The organism is Streptomyces carpinensis, from assembly GCF_002154505.1.
Classification (GTDB): domain Bacteria; phylum Actinomycetota; class Actinomycetes; order Streptomycetales; family Streptomycetaceae; genus Streptomyces; species Streptomyces carpinensis.
On the sequence record NZ_MUBM01000004.1, the window covers coordinates 36522 to 51787 of the forward strand.

13 protein-coding genes and 2 pseudogenes are annotated in these 15266 nt (G+C 67.1%); 10 read left to right on the top strand and 5 right to left on the bottom strand.

The window, feature by feature from the left end:
• Position 1 precedes the first annotated feature (1 nt).
• Genes BZY54_RS00510 through phnE form a run of 6 tightly spaced genes read left to right on the top strand, consistent with a single transcriptional unit; the run spans position 2 to position 6388 of the window.
• Complete coding sequence (locus BZY54_RS00510) at positions 2 to 802, top strand: ATP-binding cassette domain-containing protein (protein ID WP_208640502.1); 801 nt, start codon at positions 2 to 4, stop codon at positions 800 to 802.
• Positions 799 to 2001: an alpha-D-ribose 1-methylphosphonate 5-triphosphate diphosphatase gene (locus BZY54_RS00515; RefSeq protein WP_086722331.1), complete on the top strand. Its 1203-nt coding sequence runs from the start codon at positions 799 to 801 to the stop codon at positions 1999 to 2001. The genes BZY54_RS00510 and BZY54_RS00515 overlap by 4 nt, the downstream gene beginning before the upstream one ends.
• Positions 1998 to 2813, top strand: a complete 816-nt coding sequence (locus tag BZY54_RS00520) for an inositol monophosphatase family protein (protein WP_086722332.1) — start codon at positions 1998 to 2000, stop codon at positions 2811 to 2813. The genes BZY54_RS00515 and BZY54_RS00520 overlap by 4 nt, the downstream gene beginning before the upstream one ends.
• Positions 2814 to 2860: 47 nt before the next feature.
• Positions 2861 to 3820, top strand: a complete 960-nt coding sequence (locus BZY54_RS00525; RefSeq protein WP_086722333.1) for a phosphate/phosphite/phosphonate ABC transporter substrate-binding protein — start codon at positions 2861 to 2863, stop codon at positions 3818 to 3820.
• 22 nt (positions 3821 to 3842) lie between these two features.
• Positions 3843 to 4688: a phosphonate ABC transporter ATP-binding protein gene (gene phnC, locus BZY54_RS00530; protein WP_086722334.1), complete on the top strand. Its 846-nt coding sequence runs from the start codon at positions 3843 to 3845 to the stop codon at positions 4686 to 4688.
• Entirely contained in the window at positions 4688 to 6388 is a 1701-nt protein-coding gene (gene phnE / locus BZY54_RS00535) for a phosphonate ABC transporter, permease protein PhnE (RefSeq protein ID WP_086722335.1), read from the top strand. The genes phnC and phnE overlap by 1 nt, the downstream gene beginning before the upstream one ends.
• 310 nt (positions 6389 to 6698) lie before the next feature.
• Here the strand turns inward: phnE and BZY54_RS00540 are convergent, their stop codons facing one another.
• The 4 genes and pseudogenes from BZY54_RS00540 to BZY54_RS00550 form a co-directional block, all read right to left on the bottom strand.
• Entirely contained in the window at positions 6699 to 6971 is a 273-nt protein-coding gene (locus BZY54_RS00540) for a hypothetical protein (protein WP_086722336.1), read from the bottom strand.
• 114 nt (positions 6972 to 7085) lie between these two features.
• Positions 7086 to 7217: pseudogene (locus BZY54_RS52640) on the bottom strand (cytochrome P450); the annotation flags it as partial.
• A 519-nt stretch (positions 7218 to 7736) separates the two neighbouring features.
• Entirely contained in the window at positions 7737 to 8516 is a 780-nt protein-coding gene (locus BZY54_RS00545) for an SDR family oxidoreductase (RefSeq protein ID WP_086722337.1), read from the bottom strand.
• 77 nt (positions 8517 to 8593) lie between these two features.
• The gene (locus BZY54_RS00550) at positions 8594 to 9289 is read right to left on the bottom strand and encodes a type 1 glutamine amidotransferase domain-containing protein (RefSeq protein WP_086722338.1); all 696 of its coding nucleotides are present in this window, start codon (positions 9287 to 9289) and stop codon (positions 8594 to 8596) included.
• A gap of 560 nt (positions 9290 to 9849) precedes the next feature.
• Between BZY54_RS00550 and BZY54_RS00555 the strand changes: the two genes are divergently transcribed.
• The 4 genes from BZY54_RS00555 (at position 9850) to fumC (ending at position 15021) form a co-directional block, all read left to right on the top strand.
• Entirely contained in the window at positions 9850 to 10542 is a 693-nt protein-coding gene (locus BZY54_RS00555) for an acetate uptake transporter (protein ID WP_086722339.1), read from the top strand.
• Positions 10543 to 10888: 346 nt separating this feature from the next.
• On the top strand, positions 10889 to 11761 hold the full coding sequence (locus BZY54_RS00560; protein WP_086722340.1) for an SDR family oxidoreductase: 873 nt from the start codon (positions 10889 to 10891) through the stop codon (positions 11759 to 11761).
• A gap of 150 nt (positions 11762 to 11911) precedes the next feature.
• Positions 11912 to 13567: an NAD-dependent malic enzyme gene (locus BZY54_RS00565; protein WP_086722341.1), complete on the top strand. Its 1656-nt coding sequence runs from the start codon at positions 11912 to 11914 to the stop codon at positions 13565 to 13567.
• Positions 13564 to 15021: a class II fumarate hydratase gene (gene fumC, locus BZY54_RS00570; RefSeq protein WP_086722342.1), complete on the top strand. Its 1458-nt coding sequence runs from the start codon at positions 13564 to 13566 to the stop codon at positions 15019 to 15021. The genes BZY54_RS00565 and fumC overlap by 4 nt, the downstream gene beginning before the upstream one ends.
• A 6-nt stretch (positions 15022 to 15027) precedes the next feature.
• Here fumC and BZY54_RS00575 read toward each other — a convergent pair.
• Positions 15028 to 15250 (bottom strand): annotated as a pseudogene (locus tag BZY54_RS00575) (IS5/IS1182 family transposase); the annotation flags it as partial.
• Between the last annotated feature and the right edge of the window lie 16 nt (positions 15251 to 15266).

Below are 15266 nucleotides of genomic sequence, written 5' to 3' on the forward strand. Positions count from 1 at the left end.
GATGAGAGAGATGGACTCCGCCCTGGATCTTCAGAAGGAGCTTCCGGAGGGCCGCGTGCTGGCCGTCCGGGGACTCACCAAGGATTTCACGATGCACCTGGTCGACGGCCGGGTCGCCCACGCCCTCAAGGGCGTGGACCTGGAGGTCGAGCAGGGTGAGCACGTCGCCCTCGCCGGCCCGTCGGGTGCGGGCAAGTCGACGCTGCTGCGCTGCGTCTACCGCACCTATCTGACCACCTCGGGCGCCATCGGGCTGCGCACCAGCACCGGAGCCGTCGTCGACCTGGCCACCATGCCCGACTGGGACGTCGCGATGCTGCGCGGCCGGGAGATCGGCTACGTCTCGCAGTTCCTGCGTGCCGAGCCGCGTCGCCCCGTCATCGAGATCGTCGCTCGCGCGGGCATCGCCCGCGGCATGGAGCGCGGGGAGGCGCTCGACGCGGCCGCGGTCGCACTGCGCCGGGTCGGCATCGACGAGGCGCTCTGGCCGGTACACGCCACCGTCCTCTCGGGCGGTCAGAAGCAGCGTGTCAACATCGCCGCCGGCACCATCTCCCCGCCGCGGCTCCTCCTCCTCGACGAGCCGGTCTCCGCGCTCGACCCCGTCAACCGGGTTTCGGTGCTCGACCTGATCGCCGGCCTGCGCGAGCAGGGCGTGGCCGTCCTGTCCGTTTTCCACGATCTGGAGGCGATCGAAATGCTGGCGACCCGCGTCGTGGTCGTCGAAGGCGGTCGGGTGGCCGCCGACGGCGATCCCCACGAGGTGCTCCGCGCCAACCACGGTCTGGCGGTGGCAAGATGAGCCGCCTCGTCCTCACCCACGCCACCGCGGTCCTGCCTGACCGGATCCTCGAGGACGCCACGGTCGTCGCCGAGGACGGTGTCATCACCGCGATCGACCCGTCCACGCCCGGCTCGGCCGCCGAGGGCGACGATCTGCGCGGCGCGCTGCTGATCCCCGGGCTGGTCGACTCGCACAGCGATGGCCTGGAGCGCGACCTGCGCCCGCGGCCGGGCGCGGAGATGGACCCGCACTTCGCGCTCACGAGCTATGAGGGCCGCGCCCGCGCCGCGGGCGTGACCACGGTCTTCCACGGCATCGGCTACCACGACAACGAGTCCAAGGATCGTTCGGTCGAGCAGGCCGAGATGCTGGTCCGGGTCATCGGCGAGCGCAACCAGACCGGTGCGGCGCTGGTCGACCACCGCCTGCTGCTCCGCCTCGACGCCCGCGCCGCCACTGCACTGGAGGCCCTCAAGGGCGCGGTCGAGCGGCTCCACGTGCCGGGTGCGCCGCTGCCGCTGGTCTCCTTCGAGGACCACACCCCGGGGCAGGGGCAGTACGCCGACGTCGAGGCCTACAAGCGGGCCGTCGGCGGCGCCGTGCCGACCGACCAGCTCGACGAGTACGTCCGCCGGCACATGGAGAGGCGCGCCGGGATCGAGTGGCACCGCGACGTCTCGGTCGCCTGGCTCTCCGAGCAGGCGCTCGCAGGTCGGCTCCGTCTGCTGGCCCACGACCCGGCCGAGGTCGAGGAGATCCACCTGCGGAAGGAGCAGGGCACCGCGGTCGCAGAGTTCCCGACCACGCTGCGGGCCGCCCGGGCCGCCCGCGAGGCCGGTCTGATCACCGTCGCCGGCGCCCCCAACGTGCTGCGCGGCGGATCCCACTCCGGCAACGTCAGCGCCACCCAGCTGATCTCCGAGGGGCTGGTCGACGCCCTGTCGAGCGACTACATGCCGTCCACCCTGCTGGCTGCGGCGCTCCTGCTCGCGTCCAGGAAGGTGATCGGCCTGCCTCAGGCGATCGCGCTGATCACCAGCGGCGGCGCCCGCGTTGGCGGCTTCGACGACCGCGGTGCGCTGAAGGTCGGCAGCCGTGCGGACTTCACCATCGCCACCATCGACGGTCAGTGGCCGACCGTACGCCGCGCCGTCCTCGCCGAGGAGCTGCAGCCGACGTCGGCGACCGCAGCCCGAGTCCTGGAGTCAGTCCGATGAGCACACCGAACCAGGCACTGCGCCAGGCCGCCGAGGCGGCCAGGAACGCCTATGCCGATGCCCGCGCCCGCTACTCCCGCGAACAGCTGGCCGAGACGGTCGCGATGGGCGCCGACGGCACGCCGACGATGCGGATCGACGAGATCGTCGAGTGCGCGATCGTGGCATCGCTGGACGGCGCGCCGGTCAACATCCTCAGTGAGGAGACCGGCTGGCTGGACAACGGTCACGCCGCGACGCTGGTTGTGGATCCGCTGGACGGCTCGGCCAACGGCGCCGCCGGCGTACCGCTGACCGCGTTCGCGGGAGCGGTCTGCATCGACGGTGAGTTCACCGAATCGCTCACGGTCTGGCTCGACACGGGCCGCTCGTGGAGCGCGAGTGCGACCGAGGCACCGGCGTACCGGACCTCGGGCCGCACCCAGCTCAAGGGCGCTGCGGTCTCGCTGCTGCGCCCGCACCCGGGCAAGCCGTCGGTCGACGCCTGGTGGGCGGTGGCCAACCAGGCCGCGCGGGTCCGCATCCTGTCGACCAGCTGCCTGGAGGCAGCGCTGGTCGCTGAGGGCGCCACCGATGCGTTCCTCGACGCCGGCACCGACACGCACCGGCTGGTCGACCTGGCGGCTGCGGTCGTCATGGTCACCGCGGCCGGTGGTGCGGTGGTCGACTCCTACGGAAGGCCGCTGGTCTTCGACACCGATCTCACCCGCCGCTGGAGTGGCGTGGTGGCAGCGAGCCCTGACCTCGCTGCGGAGCTGGCAGAGGTCGTCCGGACCGCTGCACCGCTTGTGGAAAACGCATCAACCCCCTGAGCCCCTGAGTCACCAGCCTCATCATCCTGATAGGAACTCCTCGCATCATGTTCGGTCGTTCCACGGTTGCCCTCGCGACGCTCGTCGCCACCGGGTCGCTCTTCCTCGTTGGTTGCGGTTCCTCTAGCACCCCGGCCGCGTCCGCGGCGAACAAGGCCCACCCCGCGTGGCCGTCGACCATCACCATCGGCGCCATCCCGTCGGAGAACGCCACGGCCCTTCAGGCCTCCCTCAAGCCGATAGAGGACCTGATCAAGCAGAAGCTCGACATCAACGTGAAGGTCTTTTCCGGCACGTCTTACTCGGCCCTGATCGAGGCCCAGAAGGCCCACAAGGTCGACCTCGTCGAGTACGGCCCGCTCTCCTACTACATCGCCAAGCACACCGGCGCCGGCGTCGAGAACATCGGCATCCTGACCCAGTCCGCCACCGACGACGGCAGCTACCACTCGATCGCCTGGGCGAACTCCAAGCAGACCGACGTGAAGAGCGTGGCCGACTTCAAGGGCAAGAAGACCTGTTTCGTCGACCCGGCCTCCACCTCGGGCTACCTCTTCCCGTCGTACGGCCTGCTCAAGGCGGGCCTGGACCCGAAGAAGGACGTCTCGCCGGTCTTCGCCGGTGCGCACGATGCCTCTATCGAGTCGATCGCTAAGGGCACCTGCGAGGTCGGCTTCAGCGAGGACATCATCGCTCCGCAGCTGGAGAAGGCGGGCAAGCTCAAGGCGAGCGACGTCCGCCAGGTGTGGCAGTCCCCGACGATCCCCGGTAGCCCGATCGCGGTCAGCACCAGCCTCCCGAAGGATCTGCGCGACCAGCTGAAGAAGGTGCTGACCACTGACGGCAACGTCGACCAGCTGACCAAGCTCGGCATCTGCTCCGGCGCCACCGCTTGTCAGGACACCCTCGGCATGTGGGGCTTCAAGGACCCGTCGGTGGCCGACTACTCGGTGATCGACGAGGTCTGCGCGGAGACCAAGTCGACCTCCTGCACCAACGCCGGCTGATTCCCGAAGGGATCCAACAGAGATGACCACTACACCTGTGATCTCACTGCGGCATGTGTCGAAGTCCTTCGGAGCCACCCAGGCTCTGGATAACGTCAGCCTCGAGGTGTCGGCCGGCCAGATGGTCGCTCTGTTGGGTCTCTCGGGATCCGGCAAATCGACGCTGCTGCGCACGATCAACGGCCTGCACCGACCGACGTCGGGGGAGATCCGCGTCCTGGGTACCGATGTCGCGGCGGCCCGCCGCTCCGAGCTGCGGATGCTGCGCCGCCAAGTCGGCTTCGTCTTCCAGCAGTTCGAGCTGGTCGGGCGTCTGACCGCGCTGGAGAACGTCCTCTCCGGCGCCCTCGGCCGGGTCCGCGGTCCGCGGCTCGGCACGATGAGCTACCCGCTGGCCCTGCGCAAGGAGGCGCTCGCCCGGCTCGAGCGGGTCGGCCTGGCCGACCGCGCCTTCCAGCGGGCCGGCACCCTCTCGGGCGGTCAGCAGCAGCGCGTCGCGATCGCCCGCGCGATGATGCAGCAGCCGCAGATCCTGCTCGCCGACGAGCCGGTCGCCTCGCTCGATCCCGAGACCTCCGACCAGGTGATGGACCTGATGTTCAGCATCTGCCAGGAGCAGAACATCACGGTCGTCGTCTGCCTCCACCAGGTCGACCTGGCGATGAAGTGGGCCGAGCGGATCATCGGCCTGCGCGAGGGCAAGCTCGTGCTCGACGTCGAGTCCGCCGCGGTGGACAAGACCCAGGTCATGGACACCTACCGGCGTGTGCTGGACGAAGCTTCCGAGCCCGACCCGGCCACCGGTGGTGAGGCTCCTCGCGACGCCGAGCCCGTATCGACGTACTCCAGCGCCCGGCAGGCAATCTGATGACCACTACCCTGACCGAAACCCCGGCCGGTGCCGTCACCCAGCAGCGGGTGCGGCCCCCGATCACTCGGCTGGGCGTGGGCCTCGGCATACTCGCCGTGGGGGCGCTCGTCCTGATCGTCGTCTCATGGCGTGCGACCGGCTTCGGTGTCGGCGTCCTCTTCTCCGGCCTCGGAGAGATGTGGACGTTCCTGCGCAGCACGTTGCCACCGCACTTCTCCTCGGCCGACTACTCGCTGGGCCACATGCTCGGCGACGTCGCCTCGACCGTCTCGATGGCCGTTCTGGGGACGGCGCTGGCGATGGTCCTCTCGATCCCGCTCGGCTTCCTCGCCGCACGCAACACGACGCCGCATCCGGTCGTCCGGGCGGTGGCGCGGACCATCGTCACCGCCTGCCGCGCGGTGCCGGACATCATCTTCGCGCTGATCTTCCGCGACGCACTGGGCATCGGCGTACTCCCGGGCATCCTCGCCCTCGGGCTGCACTCCATCGGCATGCTCGGGCGCCTGTACGGCGACGGCATCGAGCAGGCGCCGCCGGGGCCACGCCAGGCCGTGATGGCGTCGGGTGCCGGGCGGCTGCAGACGATCTGTGCCTCGACCGTGCCCTTCGCCTCGCCACAGATCCTCTCCAACGCGCTCTACCGTCTCGACATCAACCTGCGCTCCTCGGTCGTGCTCGGCTTCGTCGGCGCAGGTGGCATCGGCTTCACCCTGCAGGCGGCGATGAACACGCTGCAGTTTCAGCTCGCCATCGGGATCGTGCTGGTCATGACCGTGCTGATCCTGATCATGGAGCTTCTCTCCGCGCTGCTGCGCTCCGCGCTGATCGGCAACGACACGGTGCGTACCGGGCGACGGTGGATCTCGTTCCGCAAGCAGTCGCGCTCCCGCGGCAACACGATGCCTTTCGACCCCGGCCGGGTGCGGCCGCACTGGACCGGTGCGCGGGTGGGCAAGGCGTCGATCCCCTACCTCGTCCTCGTCGTCCTGGGGCTGGCGTGGTGGGACGCACAGGTGCCGGTGAGTGAGCTGCTCTCCTCGCCGGGTGCGATCGCCCACGCCGTCACACAGTACTTCCCGCCGGACTTCACCACCGCAGGCTCGCTGCTGCGGCAGGGCATGTGGCAGTCGTTCGTCACCGCGGTGATGGGCACCTTCGTCGGTGGCCTGATCGCACTGGTGATCTCCTTCTTCGCGGCTCGCAACATCGCGAACTCGTGGGTCTACCGCGTGGTGCGCGTGCTGCTGGTCATCGGTCGTTCGATCCCGGAGCTGATCGTGGCGATCATGTTCGTTGTCGCCGTGGGCCCCGGCGTACTCGCCGGTGTCTTCGCCCTCATCGTCGGCACGATCGCGTTTCTGGCGAAGCTGATGTCCGACAACCTCGAGGAGGCCAATCCCGGGCCGCGCGGAGCGATCCGCTCGACGGGCGCAGGCGCCGGCCAGGAGGTCGTCGCCGCAGTGGTGCCCCCGGCGCTGCCGGGCATCGTGGGCAACCTGCTCTACATGCTCGACGTGAACTTCCGCGCGTCGGCGCTCCTCGGAATCGTGGGTGCAGGCGGCATCGGCTTCCTGCTCGCGCAGACGGTGCAGACCTTCGACTATCGCACCACCGGCGCAATCGTGACGACCACCTTCGTGATCGTGCTGCTCATCGAGCAACTCTCCAACTGGGCGAGGCGCGCACTCAACTGACTGTCTCTCGTTGACCCGGGGTCGGACCTTGGTGGGATTGAGCGCGCCAGGTGTGGACGTGTCGCAGACGCTGTGAGTCTAGGCATGCCACCTGCCCACACTAGGAAAACGGCCCGTGACCTGCGGAAACGCTGGCCACGGGCCGGGTTGCTGCCTCGACTGCCTGATGCCGGTGCAACCGAAGCTCCCGGATCGGACACGGAGAACTTCGTCGCGTCTTCGCCGTGAATGACCTCAAGGCCCCGGTGGCGACAGTGAAGAAACGGACTAACCGGACGTGGCGGTGGTCTGGATCCGTGCGGGGTCGATTTCATCCGGACCAACGTCGCCCAGCGCTCTGACGCGTAAATACCACCTGGTCAGAGTGGGTGTGGGCATGGCTCGCGGCCCAGTGGCGGACTGATCGCCGCTGGGCTTCGGGCGAGACGGTGTAGCCGAGCTGGGTGATCGCTCGCCGGGCTGCACGTTCAAGGTCGAGCTGGGCGAAGTACTGTCCGCCGAGGTCGTGGTACGGCTGGTTGGTGGTGAGCATGTGCCAGATGGCGACGATCATGGAGTGCTCGACGGCGACAAGGGCCTTCATGGCGCCGCGAGGGGGAACGAGACGTTTGTAGCGGGAACGATCCTGCCCATGTGGACGTGATCGAGATCCGCGGCAGCGGGGGCTTCCTCAGTCTCACCGCTAAGACGGCGGTGTTCAGACTGTGAGGCCTTCGATCGCGACGGGGAGGTGGCGGGGGCAGCGCAGTACGGCGTTGGCGCGGTAGGGCGGCGGGTCCTCGAGCAGCCGGGAGAACGTGACCCGGCGGAACAGTTCGGGCACGGCGAGATGGGGTCTGTCAAACGGTTACAGTCCCGTCCCCACCACGCCTACAACCGCAAGCGCGCAGGCGTGCCTGTCTGACGTCGAGAGTTACACCGAAGACGTACAGACCCGCGCCTTCCCGCTGGCCCGGCGTCGGCCAGCCGAAGGTGGGACGGCGCCCTGCCGGACGGCGCCCGGTGGGCGTCCCACGAAGGAGCAGTGTCAACAGCTGTGTTGCCGAACGCAGGGAACGCCTGTTGGGTGGGGAGGTAGTCGAAGCGCGGAGCCCACTTATGGGCGCCCAGCCGCGCTGTAGTCGAGCAGTTGTCCATCAGTAGGCGACGCCCTGAGCTCGCATGTGTGGGGACGGGTCGACCGCCTCATTCGCGGATATGGGGGGTTCTTGTCCGGCGCTGCCTGATGCCCAGCGATCCAGCTATGAGTTCGGCAGCGTCCGCAGGGCGGGACGCTGCCGAACGGCGACGGACCCGGCCCGCTTTGACGCCGCAGTCGAAGGATGTAGAGAGTGGCGGATGCCCGTCCTCAGTACGGTTGGCCCGTCGGCATGATGGTGACCTGCTGGAGGTTCACCCGGCGCGGGAGCGAGGCGAGGAAGCCGATCGTGTCGGCTATGTCCTGGGGCGTCAGCCACTCGATGGCCTCCTTGGAGTCCTCCAGCCAGTCGATCGCCCCCTGGTCGGTGACGTGCTCCTGTAGCTCGGTACCGACGATGCCTGGCTCGATGGCCGAGACGCGGACGTTCTTCGGGCCCAGTTCCACGCGCAGGTGGCGGGAGAGCTGGGTGACGTACGCCTTGGTGCCGGAGTAGACCGCGAAGTTCGGGAAGATGTTCTGGGCCGCGATCGACGAGGTGTTGATCAGGTCGGCCACGCCGCCGCCTTGGCCGGCGGCCTTCACGAGCTGCGGGACGAATGCGCCGATGACGTTCATCAGACCGGTGATGTTCAGGTCGATCTGGCGCTGCCACTGATCGGTGGCCAGTTCCTCGATCGGGGCGGGGAGCATGACGCCGGCGTTGTTGAGCAGCAGGTCGGCGCCGCCTCGTTCGGCCGCGACCTGGTCGGCGGCCGCTTGGGTCGCCGCCTTGTCGGTCACGTCGGTGGCGATCGCGGTGGCGCTGCCGCCGTTCTTCTCGATCCTGGCGACCAGGTCGGTCAGCCGATCGGCGCGTCTGGCCAGGACGACGGCGTGTGCGCCGAGCGCGGCCAGCTTCTCTGCGGACGCCTCTCCGATGCCGCTGGAGGCTCCGGTGATGACCGCGACGCGGCCCTGGAGAGGCTGGGTGGTGTTCTGTGTGGACATAGGTGCACCTTCCGGAGGAGAGCCAGGTTGATGTGCCGCCGGGCCGCGTCCGGGATGTCCGGATCACAAGGCCGGTTTCAGGAAAGAACCTTGACCACTTCCCGCGCCAGCGGCCCCGACGAAGCCGGATTCTGTCCCGTGTGGAGGTTGCCGTCCGACACGGTGTACGGCGCCCAGGCGGGACCACGTGTGTACTTGGTGGGGAGCTTCTGCAGCTCGTCCTCCAGCAGCCACTTCGCGTCCTTGGCGAAACCGACCCCCTCTTCTTCCTCGTTGCAGAATCCGGTCACGTTGAGGCCTGCGAAGGGCGTTTTGCCGTGCTCGTCGCGGGTCGCGAGGATCGCGGCAGGGGCGTGGCAGACGATGGCGAGGGGCTTGCCCGACGCGAGTGCCTTGCGGAGCAGTACGGCGGAGTCCGCGTCGAAGGCGAGATCTTCCATTGGGCCGTGCCCGCCCGGGTAGTAGACCGCGTCATAGTCCTCGAGTCGCACGTCCTTGATGTCGATGGGATGGCGGAGCTGTTCGGCCGACTCGATGACTGCCGTCTCCTTGAGCATGTTCTCCTCGCCGCCCGCGTACCGGGGCTGCAGGCTCATGGTGTCGACGACGGGGATAACGGCGCCCGGTGTTGCCACCGTGATCTCGTAGCCGGCGTCCGTAAAGACGCTATAGGGTGCTACGAATTCCTCAGCCCAATATCCAGTCGGATGACGATGTCCATTCTTGAATGTCCAGTAGCTTACGCCGGTAAGTACAATAAGAATTCGACCCACGACTGATCTCCCCTTGATGTTGGGGTGAGCGTATAGTCGCCTTAATACTACCCGCGCCGGGCGACCGCGGCAACCGGAGGGTGTATTCGCGGCGACGCAGAAATTGAATGCGTGGCGCCCATATTCACTTTCCTGTCCGTGTCGGTTTCAATGCTGTCTGATTTTCGGGGTCGTGTGGCAAGTGAAAATTACCAGCAGGCCACGTTCATTGCCCTCCGGCGCTTCTATAGTGGGGGCAACTCGCTCTGGTGGATCTCCGACGGACGCGCCTCGGTCACTAATTCGTTCAGGTGTGTCCGCCCCGGTAAAGGTGGAGACGGCTACTCCAGCGCGGTGGACAGCGGATGCGGTGCTTGAGGCCGGCGGCGCTCATGATGATTATTCGCTCTGTGCTGCTGCACCATCGAAGCGTCATACCGAGACTTTGTCCGCAGCTTGCTAGTGTCTCGTGACCGCTCCGGCTTCATCTCCGGCGAACCATATGCAACCTGTTGGTCAGTGTTCTTGCGTACAGCCGCTTGACACGAGCAGCACAACGAGATGCGAGATGGGGTACTTCCGTGTCGAATCCGTCGTCGTCCGTACCTGTCGCTCCGCCACCTGGACTCACCACGCCCGACCCTGCACCGCTCGGCCTCATTGCATTCAGCATGGTAAACATCATCCAGAGTTTTTTCAATGCTGGCGTCAATCCGGCTCTCTTTCCTGCCGCGTGGCCGCTCGAGTTCTTTGTGGGCGGCCTTGTTCAGATGATCGCGGGAATCTTCGAATTCAGGCAGGGCAGCAGGTTGGGCGCCACGGCGTTCACCGTGCTGGGCGCGTTCTGGCTGTGCTTCGTGGTCTACGCCAAGTTCATCGTCGTTGCTTTGCCCGCGGTACAGGCCCACACGGGGACGGGCCGGTTTCTGCTGCCGTGGGCAGTGATTCTCCTCGTCCTCACGCTTGCGGCAGTTCGAACGACGGGCGTACTCCTGGCCGCATTCGTCACCACTCCCATCAACGTTTCCGTCCTCACGGCAGGCGAGTTCGTCGAATCCACCACATTGATCAGGGTTGCGAGCGGCTTCGGCTTCCTCACCGCGGCGCTCGGCCTGTACGGTGCGTTCGCGGGCCTCGTCAACGGAACGTGGGGCCGACACGTGATGCCGACCTACCCGGACCCCGGCAAACGTCTCGAATGGCTTGCCCGCAGCAAGGCACGCCCTACGTCGGTGACCTCGTCGGCGGCGGAGCACTCTGAGCTCTCCAACTGAGCCGCGGCGGATTCCCGGGTAAGCCTTCGAGGTTAATAGCTCAACAGCGCTGAGATACCGAGACGTTGGCACCGAACTTCAATGCGGGCCAGGTAGAACCCGTCGAGTTGCCGGGAGCCGCATGCGAGCCCAGACTCAATATTGGGTACGGCGTGGGGACCGTCGGGGCCCGATTGGAAGATCCAGGTGGCGCTGCGTGTGCAGACGGCTTCGAGGCTCGACCGCAGTCTTGCCCAGCCTCACCTCTTGCTCCAAGCCACCCCGCGGCGCGTGTTGGGCGTTTCCTGCAGTGCGCCGGTCCCTGCAGCGCCGTGGAGTACCGAGGACGTGAAGGGAACGACTCCACATGGCGAATGCAGCATTGAAGGACCTGAGGAAGGTCCTCATTACTGGAGCAGGAACCGGCTTCGGGTTCGAGGCCGCTATGCGCCTCGCCGAGAGGGGCTTCGACGTGATCGCCGGGGTGGAGATCTACGCCCAGGTGCAGACGCTGAAGTGGCAGGCGGCTGAGCGAGGAGTCAAGCTTCAGGTGGTGAAGCTCGATGTCACGAACGACGGAGACCGCCGCAAGGCCCTCGACTGGGGCGTGGAAATCCTGGTGAACAACGCCGGGGTCGGTGAGGGCGGCTCCACAGTTGACATCCCAGAGGCGAACATCCGGCACCAGTTCGAGGTCAACGTCACCGGTCCGCTGGTCCTCACCCAGGGAATCGTCAAGCAGATGGTCAAGCGCGGGGCCGGCCGCGTCGTTTGGGTGTCCTCGCGGGAGGGCTTGAACGTCAATCCCTTCACCGGCATCTACTCCGCCTCCAAGCACGCGATCGAGGCCATCGCCGAGACCATGGCCTACGAGTTGCAGGAGCACAACATCGAAGTCGCCACGGTCAACCCGGGGCCCTTCCTGACCGGCTTCAACGACCGCATGTTCCAGACCTGGGAGAGCTGGGAGGACGACGCCTCGCAGCGCCTCTTCGACTACTCCAAGCTCGCCTTCCCCCGCCCGCAGTTCGACCCCGAACCGGTGTTTGCCACGCTGACGGCCGTTGCCGCCGGGGAGGTCGACAGCTTCCGAAACCTGGAGCCCAAATCGATGCTCGAGGAGACCAAGCAGCTCCAGGCGGTTCCATGGGAGCGCAAGGTCACGGACGGCCTCGGGACCCGGCATCCGGCCATCCAACACTCCTACGAGATGAAGCCCGAGACTCCCGTGACCGTCTGAGGACGCTGAGGGCAGCGGCACGGGCAGGCCGTGGAGGCAAAGCAAGGGCTTGGCGGGAGCCGACCCGGGGACCCGGGACGGCTCCCCGACGTGTGAAGCCACGCTCGCTCTTGAGCGCGCAGCACTCGCAACAGCTGGAGGTACACCACAATGCCCGTCAAGCCGACCGTGCTGCAGGATCGCTATCGCAATCGCAGTACCGCGTACACGCTGGAGGAGCGGGCGAGGCTGGGGATCACGGGGCGGCTGCCGGCAGCGGTCGAGACCCTCGACGAGCAGGCCCGCCGGGCTTACGCACAGCTGCTGCAGCAGCCTTCCAACCTGCACAAGTACATCTACCTCAACGAGGTCCACGACCGGAACCAGGTGCTGTACTTCAAGCTGCTTGCCGACCACCTCGAGGAACTGCTCCCGGTCGTCTACGACCCCACGGTCGGCGAGGCGATAGAGAAGTGGTCGGTCGACTACCGCGACTCGCGCGCGGTGTACCTGTCGATCGACCGCCCGGACGACATGAAGGCCTCGTTCCAATCGCTGGGCCTCGGCGCGGACGACGTCGATCTGATCGTCGTCTCCGATGCCCAGGAAATTCTGGGCATCGGAGACTGGGGCGTCAACGGGACCGACATCTCCATCGGGAAACTCGCCGTCTACACGGCCGCCGCGGGCATCGACCCCAACCGCGTCATCGCCGTGAACCTCGACGTGGGGACGGACAACGAGCAGCTGCTCAACAACCCGTCCTATCTGGGCAACCGGCACGCACGGGTCAGCGGCCGGCGCTACGACGACTTCATCGCCCAATATCTTCAGACCGCCTCCGAGCTGTTCCCGAACGCGTTGCTGCATTTCGAGGACTTCGGGCCGTCGAACGCCCGGCGGATCCTGGTGGAGAACGCCGACAAGTACCGCATCTTCAACGACGACATGCAGGGTACCGGCGCGATCGTCATGGCTTCGGCGTTCTCGGCCCTGAAAGTCACCGGGGGACGCTGGCCCGAGCAACGGCTCGTCGTCTTCGGGGCAGGCACCGCCGGCACCGGCATGGCCGATCAGATCCACGCAGCGATGCTCAGGGACGGTGCGACCCCCGACGAGGCGAAGAAAAACATCTGGCTCATCGACGTCCACGGCCTGGTGACCGATGACATGCCGGACCTCCCCGACTACCAGCAGGTTTACGCGCGGTCCAAGGCCGAGGTCGGCGGGTGGGGCGACGGCGAGATCGATCTCCTCACCACGATCCGACACGTCAAGCCCACCATCCTCATCGGCACCTCCACAGCCCATGGCGCGTTCACCGAGGATGTCGTGAGGGCGCTGGCGGAGGGTGTCGAGCGCCCGATCCTGCTGCCCCTGTCGAATCCGACGAGTCGCATCGAGGTCATGCCATCGGACGCGGTGCCCTGGACCGAGGGCAGGGCACTGATGGCGGTCGGGATCCCGGTCGAGCCGGTCCAGTACAACGGCGTCTCCTACGAGATCGGGCAGGCGAACAACGCCCTCCTCTACCCGGGGCTCGGCCTCGGCACCATCGTGTCGGGAGCCAGCCGCGTCACGGACAACATGCTGCTCGCCGCCGCCGAGGCAGTGGCAGGCCAGGTCGATGTGTCGGCGCCCGGAGCATCGCTCCTGCCGCCGGTTGCGAACCTGAGGGCGTCGTCCGCGACGGTCGCGGTCGCCGTCGCCAAAGCGGCGGCAGTGGACGGTGTCGCGACAAAGTCTCACGACAACCTCATTCAGGCGGTCCAGGACGCGATGTGGGACCCGGTCTATCGCCCGGACGACCTGGAGGACGGGCAATGAGCGACAACCAGTCGACCCCGGAGATGAAGGACCTGCCAATCGGGATCCATGCCGACGGGAGCCGGCCGGAGTTCGACAGTATGGGCACGGTCGACGTGCCGGCGGACCGGTACTGGGGGGCGCAGACGCAGCGCTCGCTCCTCCACTTCTCCATCGGCGGCGACCGGATGCCGAAGGAGGTCTACCACGCCTACGGCTACGTGAAGAAGGCGGCAGCGCTCGTCAACGCTGCCGCCGGACGGCTGCCCGGCTGGAAGAAGCAGGCCATCGTGCGGGCGGCGGAGGAGGCCATCGCGGGCAAGCTCGACGACCACTTTCCGCTCTACGTCTGGCAGACGGGGTCGGGCACCCAGAGCAACATGAACGTCAACGAGGTCATCTCCAACCGTGCGTCGCGGTTGCTCGGCGGAACGCTCGGGACCCAGGAGCCGGTCGCCCCGAACGATGACGTCAACATGGGGCAGTCCAGCAACGACAGCTTCCCGACCGCGATGCACGTCGCATCCGTCCAGGAGATCGACGAGCACCTGCTGCCGCAGGCCCGGGAGCTCGCCGCGTCCATCGAGGCGAAAGCTACGGAATGGGCCGAGGTCGTCAAGATCGGCCGCACGCACCTTGAGGACGCCGTGCCGCTCACGGTCGGGCAGGAATGGTCCGGCTACGCGGCGCAACTGCGCGCCTGCATCGAGGAGGTCGAGCACAGCCGCGCCGGCCTGCTCGAACTCGCGCTGGGCGGCACCGCCGTCGGCACGGGGCTGAACGCCCCCGAAGGCTTCAGCCGCGACGTCGCCGGCAAGATCGCCGAGCTGACTGGCAAGTCCTTCGTCACGGCCGAGAACAAGTTCATGGCACAGGGGTCCCTGGACCCGATGGTGCGGGCGCACGGCGCACTGCGCGGGCTGGCCGTCGCCCTGATGAAGATTGCCAACGACATGCGGTGGCTGGCCTCGGGCCCGCGTACCGGCTTCGCGGAACTGGAGCTTCCGCAGAACGAACCCGGTTCCTCGATCATGCCTGGCAAGGTCAACCCGACCCAGTGCGAAGCCATCGTCATGATCGCCATTCAGGTGCTCGGCAACGACACGGCAGTCGCTTTCGCCGGCAGCCAGGGCAACTTCGAGCTTAATGCCATGCGCCCGGTGATCATCAACAACTTCCTCCATTCAGCGCGCATCCTCGCCGACGGAATGGAGAAGTTCCGCACCTTCTCCGTCAGCGGTACGCAACTCAACCGGGAGAAGATCGGACAGTACGTGGACCAGAGCCTGATGCTGGTCACGGTGCTGAGCCCCGTCATCGGGTACCAGAACGCCGCACACATCGCCGAAGCGGCGCTGGCCAACGACCAGACACTCAAGGAGGCCGCGCTGGCAAGCGGTCACGTCGACGAGAAGACCTTCGACTCCGTCGTCGACCCCCTTTCCATGGTCGGCCACGGTGCCTCCGGCGCCTGACAACCACTTGTGTGCCTCCTCTTTCCAATCCGGATTCGGCCTGGCCACGCTCATAACGGTGCGAGATGACGAGTCCGGTGCCTGGGTAGCCGCCGTCAGCGATCGTGAGGGTCTTGCCGACAGCGGCCTTGGCGCCAGACTCCTCCCACTCCTTGCAGTCGTTGCGACGGTTGACGACGAGCGGCCGGCCGACCACGACGACCAGGCGGGTGTCGGTGTCGATGACAGTGGCTATTGGTCGTTGG